At 66.5% G+C, this 23,310-nt stretch carries 24 protein-coding genes, 1 tRNA gene and 1 other RNA gene; 12 read left to right on the top strand and 14 right to left on the bottom strand.

All coding sequences use genetic code 11. From position 1 onward, the window contains the following. Positions 1–16: 16 nt before the first annotated feature. An RNA gene (gene rnpB, locus MNAB215_RS21740) (RNase P RNA component class A) lies at positions 17–413 on the bottom strand. A 122-nt stretch (positions 414–535) separates the two neighbouring features. Between rnpB and MNAB215_RS21735 the strand changes: the two genes are divergently transcribed. From MNAB215_RS21735 to MNAB215_RS21725, 3 genes are all read left to right on the top strand, one after another. After that, entirely contained in the window at positions 536–1,708 is a 1,173-nt protein-coding gene (locus tag MNAB215_RS21735; protein ID WP_077080642.1) for a cytochrome P450, read from the top strand. Beyond that, a complete protein-coding gene (locus tag MNAB215_RS21730) occupies positions 1,705–1,899 on the top strand; it encodes a ferredoxin (protein ID WP_077080641.1) in 195 nt (64 codons plus the stop codon). The genes MNAB215_RS21735 and MNAB215_RS21730 overlap by 4 nt, the downstream gene beginning before the upstream one ends. A 74-nt stretch (positions 1,900–1,973) precedes the next feature. Further along, positions 1,974–2,474, top strand: coding sequence for a DUF6941 family protein (locus MNAB215_RS21725; protein ID WP_077080640.1), 501 nt, complete (start codon positions 1,974–1,976; stop codon positions 2,472–2,474). Here the strand turns inward: MNAB215_RS21725 and MNAB215_RS21720 are convergent. The 5 genes from MNAB215_RS21720 to MNAB215_RS21700 all read right to left on the bottom strand — a co-directional run bounded on the left by MNAB215_RS21720 (position 2,471) and on the right by MNAB215_RS21700 (position 7,429). After that, positions 2,471–3,565 carry a bifunctional RNase H/acid phosphatase gene (locus tag MNAB215_RS21720; protein WP_077080639.1) on the bottom strand — a complete coding sequence of 365 codons (1,095 nt, stop codon included), beginning with the start codon at positions 3,563–3,565 and terminating at the stop codon, positions 2,471–2,473. The genes MNAB215_RS21725 and MNAB215_RS21720 overlap by 4 nt on opposite strands. Next, a complete protein-coding gene (locus MNAB215_RS21715) occupies positions 3,562–4,299 on the bottom strand; it encodes a zinc ribbon domain-containing protein (RefSeq protein WP_077080638.1) in 738 nt (245 codons plus the stop codon). Before MNAB215_RS21715 ends, MNAB215_RS21720 begins: the two co-directional genes overlap by 4 nt. Continuing rightward, complete coding sequence (locus tag MNAB215_RS21710) at positions 4,296–5,435, bottom strand: Nif3-like dinuclear metal center hexameric protein (RefSeq protein WP_077080637.1); 1,140 nt, start codon at positions 5,433–5,435, stop codon at positions 4,296–4,298. The genes MNAB215_RS21715 and MNAB215_RS21710 overlap by 4 nt, the downstream gene beginning before the upstream one ends. Beyond that, on the bottom strand, positions 5,432–6,502 hold the full coding sequence (gene cobC, locus MNAB215_RS21705) for an Rv2231c family histidinol phosphate aminotransferase CobC (RefSeq protein WP_077080636.1): 1,071 nt from the start codon (positions 6,500–6,502) through the stop codon (positions 5,432–5,434). The genes MNAB215_RS21710 and cobC overlap by 4 nt, the downstream gene beginning before the upstream one ends. A gap of 75 nt (positions 6,503–6,577) precedes the next feature. After that, the gene (locus MNAB215_RS21700; protein ID WP_077080635.1) at positions 6,578–7,429 is read right to left on the bottom strand and encodes an alpha/beta hydrolase; all 852 of its coding nucleotides are present in this window, start codon (positions 7,427–7,429) and stop codon (positions 6,578–6,580) included. A 150-nt stretch (positions 7,430–7,579) separates the two neighbouring features. Between MNAB215_RS21700 and MNAB215_RS21695 the strand changes: the two genes are divergently transcribed. The 3 genes from MNAB215_RS21695 to MNAB215_RS21685 are packed head-to-tail and all read left to right on the top strand — an operon-like array spanning position 7,580 to position 9,574. Further along, the gene (locus tag MNAB215_RS21695) at positions 7,580–8,254 is read left to right on the top strand and encodes an HAD-IA family hydrolase (protein ID WP_174604620.1); all 675 of its coding nucleotides are present in this window, start codon (positions 7,580–7,582) and stop codon (positions 8,252–8,254) included. Continuing rightward, positions 8,247–8,735: a low molecular weight protein-tyrosine-phosphatase gene (locus MNAB215_RS21690; protein WP_077080634.1), complete on the top strand. Its 489-nt coding sequence runs from the start codon at positions 8,247–8,249 to the stop codon at positions 8,733–8,735. Before MNAB215_RS21695 ends, MNAB215_RS21690 begins: the two co-directional genes overlap by 8 nt. Further along, complete coding sequence (locus tag MNAB215_RS21685) at positions 8,735–9,574, top strand: SURF1 family cytochrome oxidase biogenesis protein (RefSeq protein ID WP_077080633.1); 840 nt, start codon at positions 8,735–8,737, stop codon at positions 9,572–9,574. The genes MNAB215_RS21690 and MNAB215_RS21685 overlap by 1 nt, the downstream gene beginning before the upstream one ends. Before the next feature lie 190 nt (positions 9,575–9,764). On the opposite strand, the gene MNAB215_RS21680 is transcribed toward MNAB215_RS21685, so the two are convergent. Continuing rightward, entirely contained in the window at positions 9,765–10,712 is a 948-nt protein-coding gene (locus MNAB215_RS21680; protein WP_077080632.1) for a cobalamin biosynthesis protein, read from the bottom strand. 35 nt (positions 10,713–10,747) lie between these two features. Between MNAB215_RS21680 and MNAB215_RS21675 the strand changes: the two genes are divergently transcribed. Next, a complete protein-coding gene (locus MNAB215_RS21675) occupies positions 10,748–11,572 on the top strand; it encodes an oxygenase MpaB family protein (RefSeq protein ID WP_077080631.1) in 825 nt (274 codons plus the stop codon). 8 nt (positions 11,573–11,580) lie between these two features. Here the strand turns inward: MNAB215_RS21675 and MNAB215_RS21670 are convergent, their stop codons facing one another. From MNAB215_RS21670 to MNAB215_RS21640, 7 genes are all read right to left on the bottom strand, one after another. Next, positions 11,581–12,711 (bottom strand): epoxide hydrolase family protein, encoded by a 1,131-nt coding sequence (locus MNAB215_RS21670; RefSeq protein ID WP_077080630.1) that lies wholly within the window; start codon positions 12,709–12,711, stop codon positions 11,581–11,583. A gap of 57 nt (positions 12,712–12,768) precedes the next feature. Then, positions 12,769–13,035, bottom strand: a complete 267-nt coding sequence (locus MNAB215_RS21665) for a hypothetical protein (protein WP_245830375.1) — start codon at positions 13,033–13,035, stop codon at positions 12,769–12,771. A 55-nt stretch (positions 13,036–13,090) separates the two neighbouring features. Beyond that, positions 13,091–14,404 carry a cytochrome P450 gene (locus MNAB215_RS21660; RefSeq protein WP_077080628.1) on the bottom strand — a complete coding sequence of 438 codons (1,314 nt, stop codon included), beginning with the start codon at positions 14,402–14,404 and terminating at the stop codon, positions 13,091–13,093. 78 nt (positions 14,405–14,482) lie between these two features. Further along, positions 14,483–14,557: transfer RNA gene (locus tag MNAB215_RS21655), tRNA-Val, on the bottom strand. Between the two features lie 37 nt (positions 14,558–14,594). Next, a complete protein-coding gene (locus MNAB215_RS21650) occupies positions 14,595–15,065 on the bottom strand; it encodes a peroxiredoxin (RefSeq protein ID WP_077080627.1) in 471 nt (156 codons plus the stop codon). After that, entirely contained in the window at positions 15,065–15,487 is a 423-nt protein-coding gene (locus MNAB215_RS21645; RefSeq protein WP_077080626.1) for a DUF3052 domain-containing protein, read from the bottom strand. The genes MNAB215_RS21650 and MNAB215_RS21645 overlap by 1 nt, the downstream gene beginning before the upstream one ends. Positions 15,488–15,565: 78 nt before the next feature. Next, positions 15,566–16,063, bottom strand: a complete 498-nt coding sequence (locus MNAB215_RS21640; RefSeq protein ID WP_425436548.1) for a hypothetical protein — start codon at positions 16,061–16,063, stop codon at positions 15,566–15,568. A 276-nt stretch (positions 16,064–16,339) separates the two neighbouring features. Between MNAB215_RS21640 and aceE the strand changes: the two genes are divergently transcribed. The 5 genes from aceE (at position 16,340) to kasA (ending at position 23,289) form a co-directional block, all read left to right on the top strand. After that, positions 16,340–19,132 (top strand): pyruvate dehydrogenase (acetyl-transferring), homodimeric type, encoded by a 2,793-nt coding sequence (aceE, locus tag MNAB215_RS21635; RefSeq protein WP_077080624.1) that lies wholly within the window; start codon positions 16,340–16,342, stop codon positions 19,130–19,132. Positions 19,133–19,241: 109 nt separating this feature from the next. Next, positions 19,242–20,567: a PucR family transcriptional regulator gene (locus tag MNAB215_RS21630; protein WP_077080623.1), complete on the top strand. Its 1,326-nt coding sequence runs from the start codon at positions 19,242–19,244 to the stop codon at positions 20,565–20,567. Positions 20,568–20,707: 140 nt separating this feature from the next. Then, positions 20,708–21,616 (top strand): ACP S-malonyltransferase, encoded by a 909-nt coding sequence (locus tag MNAB215_RS21625; RefSeq protein ID WP_077080622.1) that lies wholly within the window; start codon positions 20,708–20,710, stop codon positions 21,614–21,616. 78 nt (positions 21,617–21,694) lie between these two features. Beyond that, complete coding sequence (gene acpM, locus MNAB215_RS21620; RefSeq protein WP_077080621.1) at positions 21,695–22,042, top strand: meromycolate extension acyl carrier protein AcpM; 348 nt, start codon at positions 21,695–21,697, stop codon at positions 22,040–22,042. Further along, positions 22,039–23,289, top strand: a complete 1,251-nt coding sequence (kasA, locus tag MNAB215_RS21615; RefSeq protein WP_077080620.1) for a 3-oxoacyl-ACP synthase KasA — start codon at positions 22,039–22,041, stop codon at positions 23,287–23,289. Before acpM ends, kasA begins: the two co-directional genes overlap by 4 nt. The last annotated feature ends 21 nt before the right edge of the window (positions 23,290–23,310 follow it).

The raw sequence follows: 23,310 nt of genomic DNA, 5'->3' as shown, positions 1-23,310 counted from the left end.
TCGCGGCTCGGCGGGGCGGGCGAGTTGGCCTGTAAGCCGGATTCTGTTCCCCACCGCCGCGGCATAGCCAACGGCGGTGCGGCGACGACCATCCATCTGGACACACCGTTGCCGGGTGCCTCGAGCGGCCTACCCGCAGGCTCGGGCGAGCAGCCCTCGAACGCCTGCGCGGCCGCACACTCGGTGCGGCCTTCTTGGCCTTGCTTCGGGTGGGGTTTGCCTAGCCACTCCGGTCACCCGGAATGCTGGTGCGCTCTTACCGCACCGTTTCACCCTTACCACCACGAAGGTGGCGGTCTGTTTTCTGTGGCACTTTCCCGCGAGTCGCCTCGGATTGCTGTTAGCAATCACCCTGCTCTGTGAAGTCCGGACTTTCCTCGACTCAAAAGAGCCGCGGCCGCCCGGCCAACTCGTCCGCACGAACACCGTACTCGCTGGACAAACTCCTGGCCAGCGGCCTACGCGCCCAGGTCGGCTATTTGCCCTATTAATTCAATCATTGCAAAAATACGGGCGCTGGAGGCAGGCTGACCGCATGACAGAAACCGACGGGTACGTAAACCAGGCGGCGATAGGTCTCGACGAGCCCCAGCCGATGTACAAGGCGTTGCGCGAGTCGTCTCCGGTGTTCCGGTCGCCGCAAGGGATAGTGCTGAGCCGACTCGCCGACATCGAGATGGTTCTCAAGCACACCGAGCTGTTCTCGTCCAAGGACGCCGTGGACCTGGGCAACACCCGCCCGCTGATTCCGCTGCAGGTCGATCCGCCTGAGCACGCGAAGTACCGCCGCATCCTCGACCCGCTGTTCACCCCGCGGGAGATGGCGCGGCTCGAACCGCGCGTCGCCGAACAGGTGAACCAGATGATCGACCGGTTCGCCGATCGGGGCGAATGTGAGTTCCACGAGGAGTTCGCGGTACCGCTTCCGTGCACCGTGTTTCTTCAGCTGCTGGGCCTGCCGCTGGACGACCTCGACAAATTCCTCGAGTGGAAGGACGGCATCATCCGTCCGGAAGGCGCCGACGGCTTCGAGGACCGCCACGAGGCCTCGGCCCCAGTGGCGCAAGAGATTTACGACTACTTCGATCGCGCGATCGACGACCACATCGCCAACCCCCGCGACGACGTGCTGTCGCAGATGATCGCCGCGACGGTGGCCAGCGAGAATCGGCCGTTGTCGCGCGACGAGCTGCTCGACATCTGCTTCCTCTTCCTGATCGCCGGCCTCGACACGGTCACCGACTCGCTCGACTGTTTCTTCGTGTACCTGGCACGCCACCCCGACCACCGCCGCCAGCTGGTCGAGCAACCCGACATCCTGCCGCACGCGATCGAGGAGATGTTGCGTTGGGAGACACCGGTACCGGGCGTCGCGCGGGTCGCGACGCAGGACCTCGAGATCGGCGGCTGCCCGATCAGCAAGGGCGAGCGCGTCAATCCGCTGCTGGGCGCCGCCAACACCGACCCGGAGGAGTTCACAGACCCAGAGGTCGTCGACTTCGCCCGCACCCCCAACCGGCATCGCGCGTTCGGCGGCGGCGCACACCGGTGTCTTGGATCCCATCTGGCGCGCATGGAGCTGCGGGTGGCGTTGCGCGAATTCCACCGGCGCATACCGGATTACGAGATCAAGCCGGGCACCCAGCTGGCCTATACGGCAGCGTTGCGCTCGGTGGAATCGCTTCCACTGATCTTCGGAGTTTCATGACCCGCGTCGTCGTCGACGCCGACCGCTGCACCGGACACGGACGCTGCTACAGCCTGGCTCCGGACGTCTTCGATGCCGACGAGGTCGGCCACTGCGTCGTGCTCGTGGAAGACGTCCCCGGCGAACTCGAGTCGCAGGCCAAAACCGGTGAGCAGAACTGTCCGGAAGAGGCCATCACTGTGTCCCGCTGACCCGCAATGCCTGCTACGGTACTGCCCGTACTGGACATCACGTCGCTGGGTCTGCTGGAAGTAGGCGGTCGATTATGGAATTAGCTGCCCTGCTGTGCAATCACGCTGAGGTTCAGAACAACCGGCTCTACCTATTGGGAGGCGGGATCGATCAAACCGTGGTTCCGGCGGGCCGGCGTGGCCCTTGGTCGGTCTCACTGGCGATAGGGCTCACCATTGAAGTCCCTTGGCTCGAGACGAACAAAGACCATGCAGTTAGAATTGCCCTCCTGAGCGCTGATGGTAAACCGGTTGAAGTACAGGCGAATTCGACCGATCCTCAGCCGTTCGGCATCGACCTCTGGTTCAACCTCAGCCGTCCGCTGCACCTCGAGACCGGCGCGAGCCAGAATGTTGCGCTAGCCGTTAACCTGCCGAGTCTGCCCTTCGAGGAGATGGGGTCATACTTTTTCGTCTTCAGCATCGACGGCACCGAACTACGGCGCCTGCCCTACCGGCTGGTTCGGCAGCAGACTGTGACGGTCGCGGCTGACGGCCCAGCGGGAGGCGGGCGTGTCATCCCAACCGTGAGCTAGAGATAGCTGGTCTGATTCACCAGCCGCACCGAAGACGCTCCGTCGGAATAGAATTCGGCGATGCTCAACGATGCCAGGTCGAGGTGCAACCGGTACAGAATGCCCGACCCGGCGTCCAGGGCCAGGCGCAACATCATCTTGATCGGCGTCACGTGTGACACCACCAGCACCGTGGTGCCTTGATGGTTGGCGATGATCCGCGCTCGCGCCCGGTGCACCCGGTCCAAGGCCTCGTCGAAGCTTTCGCCGTCCGGCGGCTGCGTGCCGGTGTCGCGCAACCAGCGACGATGCAGTTCGGGATCACGCTCGGCGGCCTCGAGAAAAGTCAGTCCCTCCCAGGCGCCGAAGTCGGTCTCGATCAGGTCGTCGTCCACGGTCACGTCCAGGCCCAGCGCCTTCGCGGCCGCGGCGGCGGTGTCGTACGCGCGCTGCAGCGGCGAACACACCACCGCGGCGATTCCGCCGCGCTCCGCCAGATAGCCTGCCGCGGCCGCGGCCTGGCGCCGGCCCAGCTCCGTCAGTTCGGGATTACCCCGTCCGGAATAGCGACGTTCCACCGACAACTCGGTTTGTCCGTGTCGCAGCAACAGCAGCCGGGTAGGGGTGCCGCGTGCACCGCTCCATCCCGGCGATGGTTGTGCCGCAACCGCTTTCGCGGGCTCCGGAATCTCGGGCTTCTGGACCTGGTCATCGGCGGCGTCCATCGCCTCGTTGGCCAATCGATCGGCGTGCGCGTTGTGGGCCCGCGGCATCCACTGGTAGCTGATCCGGTCGAACCGCGATGCCAGTGCGCGAGCCTGCGCGTGCAGCTCGGCCAGGTCGGGGTGCTTGACTTTCCAGCGCCCGGACATCTGTTCGACCACCAGCTTGGAATCCAGGAAGACCTCGGCCTCGGTGGCACCCAGCCGAAGGGCATCGTCCAAACCGGCTATCAGGCCGCGGTATTCGGCGACGTTGTTCGTCGCGGTGCCGATTGCTTGTTTGGACTCGGCCAGCACGGCCGAGCGGTCCCCGGTGTGCACCACGGCGCCGTAGCCGGCCGGGCCGGGGTTGCCGCGCGATCCGCCGTCGGCTTCGATGACAACCTTCACTGGCTGATTCCCTTGATCCGCAACAGGATTGCACCGCACTCGGGGCAGCGCACCAGCTCGTCCTCGGCGGCCGCCGTGATGCGGGCCATCTCGCCACGGTCGATCTCGATCCGGCAGGCGCCGCACCGGTGGCCCAGCAGACGCGCGGCGCCGGCTCCTCCCCCGGCGCGCTGACGTTCGTAGGCGGCCGACACGTCGGGATCCAGTGTCGCGGCCAACGCGTCACGTCGCGACGAATGGGACTGGCGGGCCTGTTCGAGTTCGGCACGGGCCGCGTCGAGGGCCTGCTGCGCGCTGGCCAGGTCCGCTTGCAGCGCCTCGATGGCGCTTTGCTCGCCGGCCAGCTGGCTTTGCAGCTCCTCGCGCCGCTCCATCACCTCCAGCAGCGAATCTTCCAGGCTGCCCTGCCGGCGTTCGAGTGTTTCGAGTTCGTGTTGCAGGTCGGCCAACTGCTTGGCGTCGGTCCCCCCCGACTGCAGTAGGGACCGGTCCCGCTCTTCGCGCTGGCGCACCGCATCGATCTCGGACTCGAACCGCGACACCTGGGTATCCAAGTCCTCGATCGCCATGTTTACCGCCGCCACCCGATCGCCGGCGGCGATGTGCTCGGCCTGCATCTTCTCAATGGCCTCGCTCTGCGGCAGATGCCCGGCCCGATGCGCGATGCGAGACAGCTCAGCATCCACCTCGGACAGCTCCAGGAGCGAACGTTGTTGTGCTATTTCGGCTTTCATGACTCTTCTCCCCCGCTAGCATCGCCAAGATTCCACGGGTCGGTGCGCAGTGTGGACACGCGGACCCCCAGCGCCGTCCCGAAATGGGACCGCAGCACGCCGGCGGCCTGGTCACACCACGGGAATTCGCTTGCCCAGTGCGCGACGTCGACCAGGGCTACTTCCGACGCCCGGCGATGCTCGTCGGCCGGGTGGTGGCGCAGGTCGGCCGTGACATAGGCCTGCACACCCGCGCGCGATGCAGTGCACAGCAGCGAGTCTCCGGCGCCGCCGCAGACCGCGACCCGTGATACCACGGTGTCAGGATCGCCCGCGGCGCGCACCCCCCAGGACGTCCGCGGCAGCGCGGCGCCGACTCGGGAGACGAACGCGCGCAACGGTTCCGGTCGTGGCAGCACGCCGACGCGACCCAGCCCGGCGTCGCTGGGCGGCGGCACCATCGCGAAGATGTCGAAGGCGGGCTCCTCGTAGGGATGGGCGGCGCGCAGCGCCGACAGGACATCGGTCCGCACTCGCGCGGGTGCGACGACCTCGAACCGGTCTTCGTCCACCCGCTCGACGTGGCCGATGCTGCCCACCGCCGGTGAGGCCCCAACATGTGGCAGGAACTGCCCGATACCGCTGACGCTCCAGCTGCAGTGCGAATAGTCGCCGATTTGACCGGCGCCGGCGTCAAACACCGCCGCCTGCACGGCTTCCGCGTTCTCGCGCGGCACGTAGATCACCCACTTGTCCAGATCCGCGGTCGCCGCGAGCGGCTCGAGCACGGCTTCGACGGTGAGACCCAGGGCCTCGGCCAGCGCATCGGACACTCCCGGTGCTGCCGAGTCGGCGTTGGTGTGTGCGGTGAACAGCGAACGCCCGGTTCGGATCAGGCGGTGCACGAGGGCGCCCTTGGGAGTGCTGGCCGCGACCGTATCGACGCCGCGCAACAGCAGCGGATGATGGGCCAGCAGCAGGCCGTCCTCGGGAACCTCGTCGACGACTGCCGGCGTCGCATCCACAGCGATGGTCACCGAGTCCAGCACCTCGTCGGGGTCGCCACACACCAGGCCGACCGAATCCCACGACTGGGCGAGCCGCGGCGGGTAGGCCTCGTCGAGCACGTCGATCACGTCGGATAGCCGCACACTCACCGATGTCCCCCCTTGCTCGCGCACATCGATACCTGGGAGATCTCGTGGATGGCCTGCACCAGCAGCGGCCACTCCCGGCGCACGGCGGCCCGCAGGTACCGCTCGTCCAGGCCGACGAAGGTATCACAACGCCGAACGGCAATCTCCCTGCGCTGCAGGCTTGTTCGTATGTGGGCGGCGTCCGGCAATCGGAACAGGACAAAGGGCGCTTGCCCCGCGACGATATCGGCACCCACCGAGGTCAGACCGACCACCATCTCGGTGCGCAACTGCGCCAGCCGTATGGCATCGGCGGCGGCATCGGCGACCGCGTCGGCGGCACAACAGGCTTCGATGGCCGTCAGCTGCAGCGTGCCCACCGGCCAATGCGGTCGCTGAGCGGTCAATCGCTCCAACACTTCTGGCGAGCCAAGCGCGTAGCCCACTCGCAGGCCGGCCAACGACCACGTCTTGGTCAGGCTGCGCAGCACCAACACATCGGGTAGCGAGATACCGGCCAACGACGCCGGCTCGCCCGGAACCGAATCGGCGAACGCCTCGTCGACCACCACGATTCGGCCCGGCCTGCGCAATGCCAGCAGCTGTTCGCGGGTGTGCAGCACCGAGGTCGGGTTCGTCGGATTGCCCACGACGACCAGGTCGGCGTCCTCGGGCACGGCATCCATCACCCCGTCGAGGACGAACGGCGGCTCGAGCACCACGTGGTGCACCGGCACTCCGGCCGCGCTCAGCGTCACGGCCGGCTCGGTGAACGAGGGCGCGACGATCGCCGCCAGCGCCGGACGAAGGTTGGGCAACAAGGCGAAACCTTCGGCCACACCGGCCAACGGCAGCACCTCCTCGCGGGCCCGGCCGTGCCGCTGCGCGACCGCGTCCTGCGCGCGGCGCTGGTCCTGGGCACTGGGGTAACCCGCGAGATGGGGCAGCCGGGCGGCCAGCCGCTCTATCAGCCAGCCCGGCGGTCGCGGATGACGCACATTGACGGCGAAGTCCAGCATGCCGGGCGCGACGGCCTGGTCACCGTGATAGCGCGCCGCGGCAAGCGCGCTCGGGTCCAGACTCGCCATCCGTGAAACACTAGTGCGCCGCCGCGCGGCGGATCACGCGACCGCGAGAACAGCCCAAACGGCAGTGGCGCGAAATCAGGTGAAGCGCTGAACGAACTTCACGGCAACGTCGGCGACCTCTTTCCACCCGTCGTCGATGACCAGGGAGTGGCCGCGGCCGGGAATCCGCTCGATCTCGGTCACTCCCGGGTTGTGCTTGGACTGGATTTTGAAGGTGGCCTCGGTGATCGCCAGCGGTATGGTGTGGTCGTTTTCGCCTGCGATCACCAGCAGCGGACCGCGGTTGGGATTCTTGGAGTCCACCCGGGTTTCGCTGAGCGGGTTGAAATTCGACACCGCGGCCTGAAACAGCGGCACGGCCGGCGCCGGCACGTGGAATGTTTCGTAGAGTTCCTTGGCTTCGGTGTCGTCGAGGTTGTTGGCCCATCCGTATTTGAACTGTTCGAGGGTCAGCGCGATCGCCTTGCCGTAGTTGGCCGGGTTTCCGAGCACCGGGAACGACGACTTCAGCGACGAGATCGGCAGCGGCAGAACACCTCTGAACGGCGCGTTGTCGATGGACACGGTCGCCGCGGACACTCCGGTACCGGCGATTTTCTGCGCTATCAACCCGCCAAACGAATGACCAACGACCGCAGGCTTCTTCGTCAGCGCCTTGATGGCGTCCAGGTAGTGATCGGTGACCGCTTGAACCTTCTTGTGCGCGAACACTTCTGGATGCCGGAAAGCTTCTTGCACGGTGGCCGGATCGCCGGGCCAGCCGGGAGCTATGGTCGCGTAGCCACTGGCCTCGAACTCCTCGCACCAGCGTTGCCAGCTGCCGGAAAGCAGCCACAGACCGTGGACGAACACCACTGGAGTCAGCCCAGAGGCGTTGGCTCTTTCGATCTCCGCCTGTTCGGCGGCCGTGAGGGTGCTCTCTGTCATGGATGTTTCCTTCCCGAGTGCCAGGCGCTGGCAAAACGGTATGCCGGGAAACGTTTGCCAGTCACAGTAAGAATCCCCCAGAAATGAAACGGGCGCGTCCCCGGCCAGACCGTCGGCGCCGCACAAGACCCGATCAACGACAATGGTGGGGTGACAGGCACAGTCTCAGCCGATGGCGCGGCGCCGCAGCTGGTGATATTCGATCTCGACGGCACCCTGACCGACTCCGCCGAAGGGATCGTCTCCAGCTTCCTGCACGCACTCAGCCATATCGGCGCCGCCGTGCCCGAGGGTGACCTGACGGCCATGATCGTCGGCCCACCCATGGACGAGACGTTCCACTCCATGGGCCTTGGCGAGGATGCCGATGCGGCGTTCGCGGCATTCCGCGCCGAGTACGGCGCCCGGGGGTGGGCGATGAACAGCCTGTTCGAAGGGGTCGAGACTTTGCTGGCGGACCTACGCGGTGCCGGCGTGCGGCTGGCCGTGGCCACCTCCAAGCTGGAGCCAACGGCGCAGCGCATCCTGGCACACTTCGGCCTCGACCAGCATTTCGAGGTCATTGCCGGGGCGTGCCCCGACGGCTCGCGCAAGAGCAAGGAAGAGGTGCTGGCCCACGCCCTGGCCCAGCTGGATCCGCTGCCCGAGCGGGTGCTCATGGTCGGCGACCGCAGCCACGACGTGCACGGGGCCGCCGCGCACGGTATCGACACGGTGGTGGTCGGCTGGGGCTATGGGCGGGCAGATTTCCCCGACGGATTCTCCGTCACCGGCGTGACGCACGCCGCGACCATCGACGAGTTGCGGAGGGCGTTGGGTGTCTGAGCTACACGTGACGTTCGTCTGCACCGGAAACATCTGCCGGTCGCCCATGGCCGAGAAGATGTTCGCCGACCAGCTCCGCGCGCGCGGTCTCGAGCACGCGGTGCGGGTCACCAGCGCGGGCACCGGCAACTGGCATGTCGGCAGTGGCGCCGACGAGCGAGCGGCGCGGGTGCTGCGTGCCCATGGGTACTCCACCGATCACCGCGCCGCCCAGGTCGACGACGACCACTTGGCCGCCGATCTCGTAATCGCTTTGGGCCGCAATCATTTCCGTCAGTTGCAGCAGCTGGGGGTGGACGACGACCGGATCCGGATGCTGCGGTCGTTCGATCCGCGCTCGGCCGCCTATGCCCTCGACGTCGACGATCCCTACTACGGCGACCACGCCGACTTCGAAGAGGTTTTCACCGTCATCGAGGCTGCCCTGCCCGGTCTGCACGAGTGGGTCGACGAGCAGTTGGCGCAGAACGGGCACGGTTGATGCGTCGCCTGGGATTCGTGCTGCGGCCGGGCTGGATAGCGCTGATCCTGGTGGTCATCGCCTTCACGTATCTGTGCTTCATGGTGCTCGCGCCGTGGCAGCTGGGAAAGAACAGCAGGACGTCGCGGCAGAACCACCAGATCGAGGATTCCCTCAACACTGCCCCCGTCCCGCTGAAAACCCTTCTACCACAGCAGGATTCGTCGGCACCGAATGCGCAGTGGCGCCGCGTGACGGCGACCGGCCATTACCTGCCCGACGTCCAGCTGCTGGCCCGGCTGCGAGTCGTGGAGGGCGACCAGGCCTTTGAGGTGCTGGCGCCGTTCGCCGTCGACGACGGGCCGACCGTTCTCGTCGACCGCGGTTACGTCCGCCCCGAGCCGGGCTCCCACGTTCCGCCGATCGCCCGTCCGCCGCAGGAGACGGTCACCATCACCGCCCGGCTGCGCGACTCGGAGCCGACCGTGGCGGGCAAGGACCCATTCACCAGAGACGGCTTCCAGCAGGTGTATTCGATCAATACCGAACAGGTCTCGACCCTGACGAAGACCCCGCTCGCCGGGTCCTATCTGCAGCTGGTGGAGAACCAGCCCGGTGGGCTCGGCGTGATCGGCGTGCCACATCTGGACGCCGGGCCGTTTCTGTCCTACGGCATCCAGTGGATCTCGTTCGGCATCCTGGCGCCCATCGGGCTGGGCTATTTCGCCTACTCCGAGGTCCGGATCCGCCGTCAAGAGCGCGAAGCGCGCGAGGCGCGCCAGGAAGCGCAGGCGCAGACGCCCGAAACTCCGATGACCGTCGAGGAGAAGCTCGCCGACCGCTACGGCCGCCGGCAGTGAGCGTTCGCAGAGGGCGTTGAGCGTGCGCTGAGGGCTTTGAGCGTGCACTGACGGCTTTGAGCGTGCACTGACGGCGGGAAAACGGCGATTTCGGCGCCCTGGCCGCACACTCGACGCCGCCAGCGCACACTCGACGGCGCCCTGGCCGCACACTCGACGCCGCCACCGCAAACTCAACGCCACCGCATACTCAACGCCACCGCACGGCCGCGGCAGCGACCAGTAGCGCCGCCGCGGCCTGCACCGCCCGCGATAGCTCCACCGCACGGTGCAGGTCGGCGACCGAGGGCGCCGGGCCGTCGCCGAGGGTCGGGCGGATCTGCAGCTCATGGAGGTATTGGGTGGGCCCACCGAGCCGCACGCCCAATGCCCCCGCGAAGGCCGCTTCGACAACGCCGGCGTTGGGGCTGGGGTGACGCGCCGCGTCCCGCTGCCAGCTGCGCAGCGCACCCAACGGTGATCCGCCGACGATCGGCGCGCAGACCGCTACCAGCACGGCGGTCACCCGGGCACCGGCATAGTTGGCCAGATCGTCCAATCGCGCTGCGGCCCAACCGAATCGGTTGTAGCGCGCAGAGCGGTACCCGATCATCGAATCCATGGTGTTGACGGCGCGGTATCCCAGCGCCGCGGGCGCCCCACCCGCGGCCGCCCACAGCAGCGGCGCCACCTGGGCGTCGGACGTGTTCTCCGCGACCGACTCCACCGCCGCGCGGGTCAACCCCTCTTCGTCCAGCCGGTTCGGATCACGCCCGCACAGCGAGGGCAGCAACCGCCGCGCCGCCTCGACGTCGCCGCGGTCCAACACCGCCGCCATCTCCCACCCGGTCCGCCCCAAAGAAGTGCCACCCAGCGCCACCCAGGTGGCCGTCGCGGTGGCGGCGCCCGACCATAGCCGGCCGCGACGGGCGGCGGACCGCTGCGCGACCGTCGCGAGCAGGCCCACGGTACCGACCGCGAGGCCCACGTGCATCGCTCCGGCGAGTCTCGAGTCGCGGTAGCTGAATCGCTCCAGCCGGGCCGCCGCCTGACCGAACAGCGCGACCGGATGGCCCCGTTTGGGGTCGCTCAGCGCGAGGTCGGCCAGGTAGCCGGCCAGCACGCCGGCGATCCGGGCCTGCCGCGTCGTCACAAACACCCCGGCAGCGTCTCATAGGTGGTCTACTCGAACTCATGGTGCCGACGAAGCGGCGCGTAACCCGGGTCGCCGACCTGCTGAACCCGGCAGCGACATTGCTGCCCGCCGCGAACGTGATCATGCAGCTGTCATTGCCGGGTGTCGGGTACGGCGTGCTGGAAAGCCCGGTGGACAGCGGCAATGTCTACAAGCATCCATTCAAGCGGGCCCGTACCACCGGCACCTACCTCGCGGTCGCGACCATCGGAACCGAGTCCGACCGCGCGCTGATCCGCAATGCGGTGGACGTCGCGCACCGGCAGGTCCGGTCTCGGCCGTCGAGCCCGTTGTCCTACAATGCTTTTGACCCCAAATTGCAGCTGTGGGTGGCCGCGTGCCTGTATCGCTACTTTGTCGACCAGCACGAGTTTCTCTATGGCCCTCTAGACGACACGACCGCCGATGTGGTCTACCGCGACGCCAAGCGGCTGGGCACCACACTGCAAGTGGCCGAACGGATGTGGCCGGCGGACCGGGTTGCATTCGACGAGTACTGGAAGCGCTCACTCGAGGAGCTGCGCATCGACCCGCCGGTCCGCGAGCATCTGCGCGGAGTGGCATCCGTGGTCTTTCTGCCGTGGCCGCTCAACGCGCTGGCGGGGCCGTTCAACCTTTTCGCGACGACGGGATTCTTGTCCCCGGAGTTCCGGTCGATGATGCAGCTCGACTGGTCACCGGGCCAGCAGCGCCGATTCGAACGTCTGCTGACCGCCCTGCGGCTGGCCGATCGGCTGATCCCCCAACGTGTCTGGATCTTCGGCTACCAACTTTACTTGTGGGACATGCGTTTTCGGGCGCGACGCGGCTGGCGGATCGTCTAGACGAGCGCCTAGCGCACGGTCGCGAAGAATGCACGGACGTCGTCGACGAACAATTCCGGTTGCTCGAAGGCCGCGAAATGCCCACCCTTCGGCATGTCGGTCCAGTGCGTGATGTTGTAGGCCGGCTCGCACCAGCTGCGCGGCGGCTTCAACAACTCACGAGGGAAAGAGGCTACGCCCGTGGGCAATTCGACGCGATCTCCGCCGCGGAACGTTCGGAAGCTCTCCCAGTACAAGCGGGCCGAGGAAGTGGCCGTGCCGGTCACCCAATAGATCATCACGTTGTCGAGGAGTTCGTCTCGGGTCAACGCGTTCTCGGGGTGCCCGTCGCAATCCGTCCAGGCCCAGAACTTTTCGACGATCCAGGCCAGCTGGCCGGCGGGCGAATCGACCAGCCCGTAGCCCAGCGTCTGCGGCCGCGTGGACTGCTGCTTGGAATAGCCGGTGCCCCACTTCTGGTGCTCACGCAGCGAAGCCAGGGCCTGTTGTTCCTCAGGGGTGGGATCAGCGAGCGCCTCCTTCGTTGGCGCGCCGATCGGCATATTCAAATGTATTGCTGCGCAGTGGTTGTCGCCAGTGCTGCCGTTTCGCCCGAGCTGGGTGGTGACGGCCGCGCCCCAGTCGCCGCCCTGGGCGCCGTAGCGGTCGTAGCCGAGGCCTCCCATCAGCGTCTCCCACGCCTCGGCGATCTTCTCCACTCCCCACCCGGTGCGGCTGGGCCGGCCGGAGAAGCCGTAGCCGGGCAGCGATGGGCACACCACATGGAAGGCGTCTTCGGCGCGCCCGGACGCCGGATTGGTCAGCGGCTCAATCACCTTCTGGAACTCCACGATTGAGCCGGGCCAGCCGTGCGTGATCACCAAGGGGAAGGCATTCTCGTGTGGCGAGCGCTGGTGGATGAAATGAACGTCCAATCCACCGATTTCGGTGACGAACTGGTCGAAGCGGTTGAGCGCGGCCTCCCGCGACCGCCAGTCGTATGTGGTCGCCCAGTAGTCGGCCAGGTCTCGGGTGTAGTCCAGTGGAATGCCCTGCGTCCAGTCGTCCACGCATTCGGCTTCCGGCCAACGGGTGCGCGCCAAACGCGTGCGCAGATCCTCGAGTACGTCGTCGGGAACGTCGATTCGAAACGGCTTCACCCGTTCATAGTGCCGCCGACCGCGAACCCGGCCACAGCCGCCCCGGCTACCGCCGTGTCACCACTGATCGTCGTCGAAGGTGCCGGGGTGCGCGCCCTTGGCCCGCTCGGCCTCGCCGACAAGGCGATCGGCCTGCCGAATCAGCTTGCGGACCTCGTCGAGCAGCTCGCGCACGTCGCCGCGTAGCGCGTCCACCGCCGCATACAGATCCGCCTTGGTCGCCGGCTGCTGATCGGCCGATAGTGGCCCAACGGCCGGCGCTGTCCGTCCCGCACTCGCGCCTTCAAGACCGGGTAGCTCGCCCACGTCCCCAGACACTGCCACAACCGGCACCACGGCGCCCGTTAATCTTTTGCGCTCGCGCACGAGTCGAGATCGATTAGGAAGCGACGACTGCTGCGGGTCGCAGGCGCACTGGCAAGTGACTGAGGCCGTGCAGTGCCATGCTGTCATTCAGCGTCGGCTCACCCGCCAGGGTCAACTGCGGGAAACGCGCAAACAACGACTGCAGGCCGATCTGCAGTTCCATGCGTGCCAGTGCCGCGCCCAGGCAGACGTGAATACCGCTGCCGAAACTGACGTGTTCGCGCGCGTTGGCGCGGGTGCTATCGAATTCGTCAGGGCGGTCGAAGATTGCCGGATCGCGGTTGGCTCCGCCAAGCAGCAGCAATATGAACTGGCCCGCATGAACGGTTTGACCATGTATGTCGAGTGCCTCGGTAGCAACCCTGCCTCCCCATTGAATGGCAGTGTCGTAGCGCAACATCTCCTCGACCGCGTTGGGCCAGCCCTCCGGATTCGCCAGGAGGCGGTCCAGCTGATCGGGATGCCGAACGAGTGTCACGACCGCTTTACCGAGGACGTGGGTCGTCGTAATGAACCCCGCGCCGAGCAGCAGCGCCGCGAACATCCGGACCTCGGAATCGGAGAGGTCACCGTCCTGCAAGACGGCCGCCAGGATGCTGTCGTCGGCGCCGCGCTGACGCAGCCGCTCGACATGCATCGCGAGGTACTGCTCGAACTCGGTCAATGCCTCCATCGATACCTGGAAGTCCCACCAGGATGGCGCCGCGCTGGCGATGAGCCTGGTTCCAGGCTCACCGAATTCATGCAGATATGGGATCTCCGCACGGGGTATTCCGAGCATTCCAGCGATGACTTCGAGGGGAATTCGAGCCGTGTAGCCGGCGATCAAGTCGCAGGTGGCGTCGCCGTCCAGGCCATCCAACAGATTGTCGGCCGTCTGCTGAATTTGACGCCGAAGCCCCTCGAGTGCCCGCGGAGTAAACGCACGTGACACCAGGCGACGCAACCGCGCGTGCTCGGGAGAATCGGTGACCAGCATCGACGGCGGCTCGGTAGCATTCAGCACGTTCGGATCGGTCTTGGCCAGGATCCACCGGGCGAGGCGACTCGGTGACCGATCCCGCGGTTTGATCGTCCTGAATCGGTCGTCTCTCAACACTTCACGGACGATCGACGCGTCAGCGGTGGCCAAGCCACCACCCAGGAATGCCGAGAAACGCCCGCGCAGGCGTACCTCTTCGACAAGTTGATACACGTTCTCAGGCTGGTCGGTATCGATGACCAGCTGTGCCAACGGATCACCTCGGCGTGCCAGCAGCTTTAGCAGCGCGCGGGAAACTCCGTACCCCGCCGCCCAATGCACTCGGCGCTTGATGCCCAGGTTCATGTGCTCGCCTCTGACAATCGAATACGTCGAGGGTACTCGCCGACCTCCAAGACCTGGCCGAATGACCTGCACGAATGTTGGTGGGCGCGGACGGTATCGAACCGCCGACCGCTGGTGTGTAAAACCAGAGCTCTACCACTGAGCTACGCGCCCGTGCCGCAGGCAGGTTACACGCCCAGAGGGCAAGCACTCAAAACGTTGCGCCCTTCAGAGCCGCCAAGGCCTCGGTCCACAACCGCTGATCGCGCGCCTCTCCGGGCTCTTTCATCTCCGCGAATCGGATGATCCCCGCCCGGTCGATGACGAAGGTGCCGCGGTTGGGGTAGCCCGCGTGCTCGTTGAAGACGCCATAGGCCCGGCTGACTTCACCGTGCGGCCAGAAGTCCGACAGCACCGGAAACAGAAAGCCACTCTCGGTCGACCAGACCTTGTGCGTGGGCGGCGGCCCCACCGAGATGGCCAGCGCCACACTGTCGTCGTTCTCGAAATCGGGTAGGTGATCCTGCAACCGGTCCAGCTCGCCCTGGCAGATCCGGGTAAACGCCAGCGGGAAGAACGCCAGCAGGACGTTTTTGGCACCGCGATAACCGCTGAGGGTGACGGGCTGCTGGTTCTGGTCGCGCAGGGTGAAGTCCGGGGCGGTTGTGCCGACCGGCAGCATCAACGCTTCCCGGCGCGCGACTTCGGCTGTACCAGCCGACTGGCGCTCCAGTCACCGAGGTTGACCGACGAGGTCGGCATCAGCCCGGCCGTGGGCGCGGCCTCAGCGATTTCGGCCGGCAGGACGTGGCCGGGCTTACCGGTCTTGGGGGTCAGCACCCAGATGACGCCGTCTTCGGCCAGCGGGCTGATCGCGTCCATCAGGGTGTCTACCAGGTCGCCGTCGCCGTCTCGCCACCACAGCAGGGCGACGTCGACCACCTCGTCGGTGTCCTCGTCGAGCAACTCGCTGCCGCAGGCGTCCTCGACCGCAGCGCGGATGTTGTCGTCGGTGTCTTCGTCCCAGCCCCACTCTTGGACAACTTGATCTCGTTGGACGCCCAGCTTGCGAGCGAAGTCAGAGGCGTCATCCGCCGCGACCACCGTGGAGCCTCCTTCAACATGCGCGCCGTGCGATTGGGGATTATCGTCGCACAACCCGAAGCCGGGTCACACTCGGCCTCAGAAGGAGGCCAGGCAGAGTTTGAGCGCCTTGGTCTTCGTGTCGTTGAGCTGATCGACCCGCTTGTTGAATTCCCCGGTCCCTGCGTGGGTGCCGATGGCGTTCGCCACGGCGTGGGCGGCGTCCACATAGGCGTTGAACGCATCCTTCAACTGCGACGACAGCGCATCGTTGAAGCTGTTGGAAACCGTTGCGGCGCTGTCATTGAGGGCAGCGATCGCCGGGCCTTCGGTCGGGCCGGTGTTGCGGCCCGCATTGAACGCCCCCACAAAGAGATTCACCTTGTCGATTGCTTCTTTGCTCGAGTTGGCAAGCGACTCGCAAGAGGAACGAATGGCCTTGGTCGTCAGGGATTGCTGCCGCTGGGACTCCCGGACGCTCGACGTCGCCGACGACGCGGACACCGACGCCGACACGGACTGCCGGTACGCGGGGGCGACCTTGGTGTCGGGCGTGGCCGTTCCGTTGGTGACGGTCGTACATCCGACGATGCCCATCAGCGCAGCGGCAACGCACCCGATCGCCAGCACGCCTCGCTTCGAGACGTCCCCGCCATGCGTGCGTGAGATGGCACGCCCTCTGTTGAGCACGGCTTCTGACGTTACCGGGTCAGGATTCCCCAAGCCCCCGACGCACCGACTTCGTGTCGGCTTCGAAACTGGAGGGGAACCCTTCGCTAGCGAATCGGTTGCGGTTACCCGCCCGAGGCGCCGGTACGGCACGATGGTGACGAACACGCACGCAGAAAACCCCGCCGACAACAGGAGCGGAAGTTGACCACCGAGTTCGCGCGCCACGATTTGGCCAAATCCCCAAGCAGCGGAAGCGAACCCGACCGGGTTCGGGTGATTCGCGAAGGTGTGGCGTCGTATCTGCCCGACATCGACCCCGAGGAGACCTCGGAGTGGCTGGAGTCCTTCGACGGACTGCTGGAGCGCTCCGGACCGTCGCGCGCGCGGTATCTGATGTTGCGGTTGCTGGAACGGGCCGGCGAGCAACGGGTGGCCATCCCGGCGCTGACGTCGACCGACTACGTCAACACCATCCCCACCGAGCTCGAACCGTGGTTCCCCGGTGACGAAGACGTCGAGCGTCGCTACCGGGCCTGGATCCGGTGGAACGCCGCCATCATGGTGCACCGCGCCCAGCGTCCGGGAATCGGTGTGGGCGGCCACATTTCGACCTATGCCTCGTCGGCGGCGCTCTATGAGGTCGGCTTCAACCATTTCTTCCGCGGCAAGACGCATTCGGGCGGAGGAGACCAGATCTTCATCCAGGGCCACGCCTCCCCGGGGATTTATGCGCGCGCCTTCCTCGAAGGGCGGCTGAGCGCCGATCAGCTCGACGGCTTCCGTCAGGAGCACAGCCACCCCGGCGGTGGGCTGCCGTCCTACCCGCACCCGCGGCTGATGCAGGATTTCTGGGAGTTCCCGACGGTTTCGATGGGCCTGGGCCCGATGAACGCGATCTACCAGGCCCGCTTCAATCACTACCTGCACGACCGCGGCATCAAGGACACCGCCGATCAGCATGTGTGGGCGTTTCTCGGCGACGGCGAGATGGACGAACCGGAAAGCCGTGGGCTGATCCAGGTGGCCGCCAACGAGGCGCTGGACAATCTGACCTTCGTCATCAACTGCAACCTGCAGCGCCTGGACGGGCCGGTCCGCGGAAACGGCAAGATCATCCAGGAGCTGGAGTCCTTCTTCCGCGGTGCGGGCTGGAACGTCATCAAGGTGGTGTGGGGACGCGAGTGGGATGCGTTACTGCACGCCGACCGCGACGGCGCGCTGGTGAACCTGATGAACACCACGCCCGACGGCGACTACCAGACCTACAAGGCCAATGACGGCGCCTATGTGCGCGACCACTTCTTCGGCCGCGACCCGCGCACCAAGGCGCTCGTCGAGGACATGAGCGATTCCGAGATCTGGAACCTCAAGCGCGGTGGGCACGACTACCGCAAGGTTTACGCCGCCTACCGGGCCGCCGTAGACCACAAGGGTCAGCCGACGGTGATCCTGGCCAAGACCATCAAGGGCTATTCGCTGGGCGCACACTTCCAGGGGCGTAACGCCACGCATCAGATGAAAAAGCTTGCGCTGCAAGATCTTAAGGACTTCCGCGACGCCATCCGGATCCCGATCAGCGACGGCCAGCTGGAAGAGGACCCCTACCTTCCGCCGTACTATCACCCCGGCCCCGATGCCCCCGAGATCCGCTACATGCTGGACCGCCGCCGCACGCTGGGTGGCTTTTTGCCGGAGCGCCGGACAAAGGCCAAGGCCCTCAAGCAGCCCAGCCGCGACATCTATGCCCCGCTGAAGAAGGGATCGGGGCACCAGGAGGTCGCCACCACCATGGCGATCGTGCGAACCTTCAAAGAAGTGATGCGGGACAAGGAGGTTGGCCCGCGCATTGTGCCGATCATTCCCGACGAGGCCCGCACCTTTGGCATGGACTCGTGGTTCCCGTCGCTGAAGATCTACAACCGCCTCGGCCAGCTGTACACCGCCGTGGACGCCGATTTGATGTTGGCGTACAAGGAAAGTGAGATCGGGCAGATCCTGCACGAGGGCATCAACGAGGCGGGCTCGACGGCGTCGTTCACCGCGGCCGGCACGTCGTACGCGACGCACAACGAGCCGATGATCCCGATCTACATCTTCTATTCGATGTTCGGATTCCAGCGCACCGGCGACGGCCTCTGGGCTGCCGCCGACCAGATGGCGCGCGGATTCGTGCTGGGGGCTACCGCGGGACGCACCACGCTGACCGGCGAGGGCCTGCAGCACGCCGACGGGCACTCGCTGTTGCTGGCCGCCACCAATCCGGCTGTGGTCGCCTACGACCCGGCGTTCGCCTTCGAAATCGCCTACATCGTGGAAAGCGGGCTGGCCCGGATGTTCGGGCAGAACCCGGAGAACGTGTACTTCTACATCACCGTCTACAACGAGCCGTACGTTCAGCCGCCGGAGCCGGAGAACTTCGATCCCGAAGGCGTGCTGCGGGGCATGTACCGGTACCACACCGCCACCGAGCAACGCTCGAACAAGGCCCAGATCCTGTCGTCCGGGGTGTCGATGCCGGGGGCGCTCAAGGCCGCCGAGATGCTGGCCACGGAGTGGGATGTCGCCACCGACGTGTGGTCGGTGACCAGTTGGGGCGAACTCAACCGGGACGGGGTGGCGATCCAGCGCGAGCAGCTGCGCCACCCCGACCAGCCCGCCGGTGTGCCATACGTGGCGAAGGCGCTGTCCGGGATCACCGGGCCTGTCGTCGCGGTGTCGGACTGGATGCGCGCGGTGCCCGAGCAGATCCGGCCGTGGGTCCCCGGCACCTTCGTGACGCTGGGCACCGACGGGTTCGGCTTCTCCGACACCAGGCCCGCGGCGCGGCGATTCTTCAACACCGACGCCGAGTCGCAAGTGGTGGCGGTGCTCGAAGCGCTGGCCCGCGACGGCGAAATCGACCCGTCCGTGCCGGTCGCGGCGGCCCGTCAATACAAGATCGACGACGTGCGGGCCGCTCCGAAGCAGACGACCGATCCCGGCCCCGGCGCATAACGCCTGAGTCTTCATGGTCGACCGGCTCGAGCGGAACTCCGTAAGACACCCCTAAGACCCGCGAGCCGCTTTGGCGGATAGTTCCAGAAATCGGGCGTAGCTTTTAGGGGTGAATGACAATCCCTTCGCCGGTCCGTTTGCCAAGCATCCGAGGTCTCCCCTCGAGCTGCTGGACTCGGTCCCCGAGTCGGTGCTACGGCGATTGAAGCAGTACTCGGGCCGGCTGGCCACCGAGGCGGTATCGGCCATGCAGGAGCGGTTGCCGTTCTTCGCCGATCTGGAAGCTTCCCAGCGCGCCAGCGTGGCGTTGGTAGTGCAGACGGCCGTGGTGAACTTCGTCGAGTGGATGCAGGACCCGCATAGCAACGTCAGCTATACGGCGAAGGCGTTCGAACTGGTTCCCCAGGACTTGAGGCAACGCATCGCGTTGCGGCACACCGTGGACATGGTGCGGGTCACGATGGACTTCTTCGAGGAGGTCGTGCCGCTGCTGGCCCGGTCCGAGGAACAGCTGACCGCCCTCACGGTGGGAATTCTGAAGTACAGCCGCGACCTGGCCTTCACCGCCGCGAGCGCCTATGCCGACGCGGCCGAGGCCCGCGGCACCTGGGACAGCCGAATGGAGGCCAGCGTCGTCGACGCCGTGGTCCGCGGCGACACCGGCCCCGAACTGCTGTCTCGTGCGGCCGCCCTGAACTGGGACACCACCGCGCCCGCGACGGTCGTGGTGGGGATCCCGGCGCCCGGCCCGGACGGGACCAACGGCCAGGGCGGCACCGAGCGGGCCAGCCAACACGTCCGCGACATCGCCACCCATCACGGCCGCGCGGCGCTGACCGACGTGCACGGCACCTGGCTGGTGGCCATCGTGTCGGGCCACCTGTCGCCGACGGACAAGTTCCTGGGCGACCTGCTGGGCGGCTTCGCCGACGGCCCGGTGGTCATCGGGCCGACCGCACCGATGCTCACCGCCGCCTATCACAGCGCCAGCGAGGCGATATCCGGGATGAACGCCGTCGCCGGGTGGCACGGCGCACCGCGGCCCGTGCTGGCGCGAGAACTGCTGCCGGAGCGCGCCTTGATGGGAGACGCCTCGGCGATCGTGGCATTGCACACCGACGTCATGGGACCCCTGGCCGACGCCGGTCCCACCCTCGTCGAAACCCTTGAAGCTTTCTTAGACTCCGGCGGCGCGATCGAAGCCTGCGCCCGCAAGTTGTTCGTTCATCCAAACACGGTGCGTTATCGACTCAAGCGCATCACCGACTTCACCGGCCGTGATCCCACCCAACCGCGCGACGCCTACGTCCTGCGAGTGGCGGCCACGGTGGGCCAGCTCAGCTACCCAACGCCGTCCTCTAGTGTCGGTAGCAGTGGAATGACTCCGGTGCCGCTCCCGGTCAGAGGGGCTTCTGCGGCCCCTCAGCGGCAATAGTGATCCAGGCAACAGATCGCGGCACGGTCTCAAAACCGTAGCTTAGGGGCCTGTTTTGTAGGGTCTATACAAAAACCTAAGACAAGGTTCATAATCTGTTACACCGCACAAAACCGTTTCCACAGTGTTCTCTTAGACACGTGATTGCATTGCTTGCGCCCGGACAGGGTTCGCAGACCGAGGGAATGCTGTCGCCGTGGCTGGAATTGGCCGGCGCAGCGGACCGGCTTGCGCTGTGGTCGAAAGTCAGTGGCCTGGATCTGGTGCGACTGGGCACCACCGCCACCACCGAAGAGATCACCGACACCGCCGTTACCCAGCCCTTGGTCGTCGCTGCCACGCTGCTCGCTCACCAGGAGATGACCAAGCGCGGCCTGCTCAGCAGCGAAGAACTCATTTTCGCCGGCCACTCCGTCGGCGAGATCGCGGCCTACGCGATCGCCGGTGTGATCTCCGCCGACGACGCCGTGATGCTGGCCGCCACCCGCGGCGCCGAGATGGCCAAGGCGTGCGCCACCGAGCCGACCGGCATGTCCGCATTGCTGGGCGGCGACGAGGCCGAGGTCCTGGCCCGCCTGGAAGCGCTCGACTTGATCCCCGCCAACCGCAATGGCGCCGGCCAGATCGTCGCGGCCGGCCCGCTGACCGCGCTCGAGAAGCTCGCGGAAGACCCGCCGGCCAGGGCCCGGGTCCGCGCCCTCGGCGTCGCCGGAGCGTTCCACACCAGGTACATGGCGTCGGCCCTCGACGGCTACGCGGCCGCTGCGGCCGGTATCGCGACCGCCGAGCCCACCGCCACGCTGCTGTCCAACCGCGATGGCAAGCCGGTGACCTCGGCCGCCGCCGCGATGGACGCACTGGTCGCTCAGCTGACCCAGCCGGTGCGCTGGGACCTGTGCACCGCGACGCTGCGCGAGCGCGACGTCAAGGCGATCGTCGAGTTCCCCCCTGCGGGCACGCTCGCCGGTATCGCCAAGCGCGAACTTCGGGGGGTTACGACGCGAGCTGTCAAGACACCCGCGGACCTGGACTCACTGGCAGAACTCTGACGCCAGCACGTCCGGAGCACAAATAAAAAGCACATCAATTCGATTTGCACACAACACATTACGAAGGGAAGCAAGGCTGTGGCCGTATCTCAGGAAGAAATCATTGCCGGTATTGCCGAAATCATCGAAGAAGTAACCGGTATCGAGCCGTCCGAGGTCACCCCGGAGAAGTCGTTCGTCGACGACCTGGACATCGACTCGCTGTCGATGGTTGAGATCGCCGTCCAGACCGAGGACAAGTACGGCGTGAAGATCCCGGACGAGGACCTGGCCGGTCTGCGCACCGTTGGTGACGTCGTCTCCTACATCCAGAAGCTCGAGGAAGAAGACCCCGAGGCCGCCGCCGCGCTGCGCGCCAAGCTCGAGGCCGAGAACCCCGAAGCTGTTGCCAACGTTCAGGCAAGGCTGGAAGCGGACAGCAAGTGACCAAGCCTTCCACTGCTAACGGCGGTTACCCCAATGTTGTGGTAACCGCCGTCGCGGCGACGACATCGATCGCGCCCGACGTCGAGAGCACGTGGAAGGGATTGCTGGCCGCCGAGAGCGGCATCCGCGTGCTCGAGGACGAGTTCGTCACCAAGTGGGACCTGCCGGTCAAGATCGGCGGTCACCTCAAGGAACCGATCGACAACCACATGGGTCGACTCGACCTGCGACGGATGTCCTACGTGCAGCGCCTGGCCAAATATTTGAGCGGCCAGCTCTGGGAGAACGCCGGTAACCCGGAGGTCGATCCGGACCGCTTCTCCGTTGTCGTCGGCACCGGACTCGGTGGCGCCGAGCGAATCGTGGAGAGCTACGACCTGATGAACGAGGGCGGCCCCCGCAAGGTGTCGCCGCTCGCCGTTCAGATGATCATGCCCAACGGCGCCGCGGCGACCGTCGGGCTGCAGCTCGGGGCCCGCGCCGGGGTCATCACCCCGGTGTCTGCCTGTTCGTCGGGCTCGGAGGCAATTGCCCACGCATGGCGACAGATTGTCATGGGCGATGCTGAGGTTGCCGTCGCCGGCGGTGTCGAGGGGCCCATCGAGGCGCTGCCCATCGCGGCGTTCTCGATGATGCGGGCCATGTCGACCCGCAACGACGACCCCGAAGGGGCCTCGCGACCGTTCGACAAGGACCGCGACGGCTTCGTGTTCGGTGAGGCCGGAGCACTCATGCTCATCGAGACCGAAGAGCACGCGAAGGCCCGCGGCGCCAAGCCGTTGGCCCGCTTGCTGGGTGCCGGTATCACCTCGGACGCCTTCCACATGGTGGCCCCCGCGCCCGACGGCGTCCGTGCCGGTCGGGCCATGACCCGCGCTTTGGAGCTGGCCGGCCTGGACGCCAAGGACGTCGACCACATCAACGCGCACGGCACGGCGACGCCGATCGGCGATACCGCAGAGGCCAACGCCATCCGCGTTGCCGGATGCGACACCGCCGCGGTGTACGCGCCAAAGTCGGCGCTGGGCCATTCGATCGGTGCGGTCGGCGCGCTGGAGTCGGCACTCACGGTGCTGACGCTGCGAGACGGCGTTATCCCGCCCACACTGAACTATGAGACCCCTGACCCCGAGATCGGCCTCGATGTTGTCGCGGGCGAACCCCGCTACGGCGAGTACCGGTACGCGATCAACAACTCGTTCGGTTTCGGTGGGCACAATGTGGCGCTCGCCTTCGGGCGTTACTGAGCACGGAAGGAAGCTTCGCTA

The organism is Mycobacterium numidiamassiliense, assembly GCF_900157365.1.
GTDB classification, from domain to species: Bacteria; Actinomycetota; Actinomycetes; order Mycobacteriales; family Mycobacteriaceae; genus Mycobacterium; species Mycobacterium numidiamassiliense.
Note: the sequence above shows the minus strand (reverse complement) of the source record. Positions and strands in the feature narration are given on the sequence as shown.

Excerpts from the sequence above, each read along its gene's own strand:
- MNAB215_RS21715 (WP_077080638.1), bottom strand. The coding sequence starts at position 4,299 with ATGAAAGCCGAAATAGCACAACAACGTTCGCTCCTGGAGCTGTCCGAG.
- MNAB215_RS21730 (WP_077080641.1), top strand. The coding sequence starts at position 1,705 with ATGACCCGCGTCGTCGTCGACGCCGACCGCTGCACCGGACACGGACGC.
- MNAB215_RS21735 (WP_077080642.1), top strand. The coding sequence starts at position 536 with ATGACAGAAACCGACGGGTACGTAAACCAGGCGGCGATAGGTCTCGAC.
- MNAB215_RS21700 (WP_077080635.1), bottom strand. The coding sequence starts at position 7,429 with ATGACAGAGAGCACCCTCACGGCCGCCGAACAGGCGGAGATCGAAAGA.
- MNAB215_RS21725 (WP_077080640.1), top strand. The coding sequence starts at position 1,974 with ATGGAATTAGCTGCCCTGCTGTGCAATCACGCTGAGGTTCAGAACAAC.
- cobC (WP_077080636.1), bottom strand. The coding sequence starts at position 6,502 with ATGGCGAGTCTGGACCCGAGCGCGCTTGCCGCGGCGCGCTATCACGGT.
- MNAB215_RS21650 (WP_077080627.1), bottom strand. The coding sequence starts at position 15,065 with ATGCTGCCGGTCGGCACAACCGCCCCGGACTTCACCCTGCGCGACCAG.
- MNAB215_RS21660 (WP_077080628.1), bottom strand. The coding sequence starts at position 14,404 with ATGAACCTGGGCATCAAGCGCCGAGTGCATTGGGCGGCGGGGTACGGA.
- MNAB215_RS21685 (WP_077080633.1), top strand. The coding sequence starts at position 8,735 with ATGCGTCGCCTGGGATTCGTGCTGCGGCCGGGCTGGATAGCGCTGATC.
- MNAB215_RS21640 (WP_425436548.1), bottom strand. The coding sequence starts at position 16,063 with ATGGGCATCGTCGGATGTACGACCGTCACCAACGGAACGGCCACGCCC.
- MNAB215_RS21675 (WP_077080631.1), top strand. The coding sequence starts at position 10,748 with ATGGTGCCGACGAAGCGGCGCGTAACCCGGGTCGCCGACCTGCTGAAC.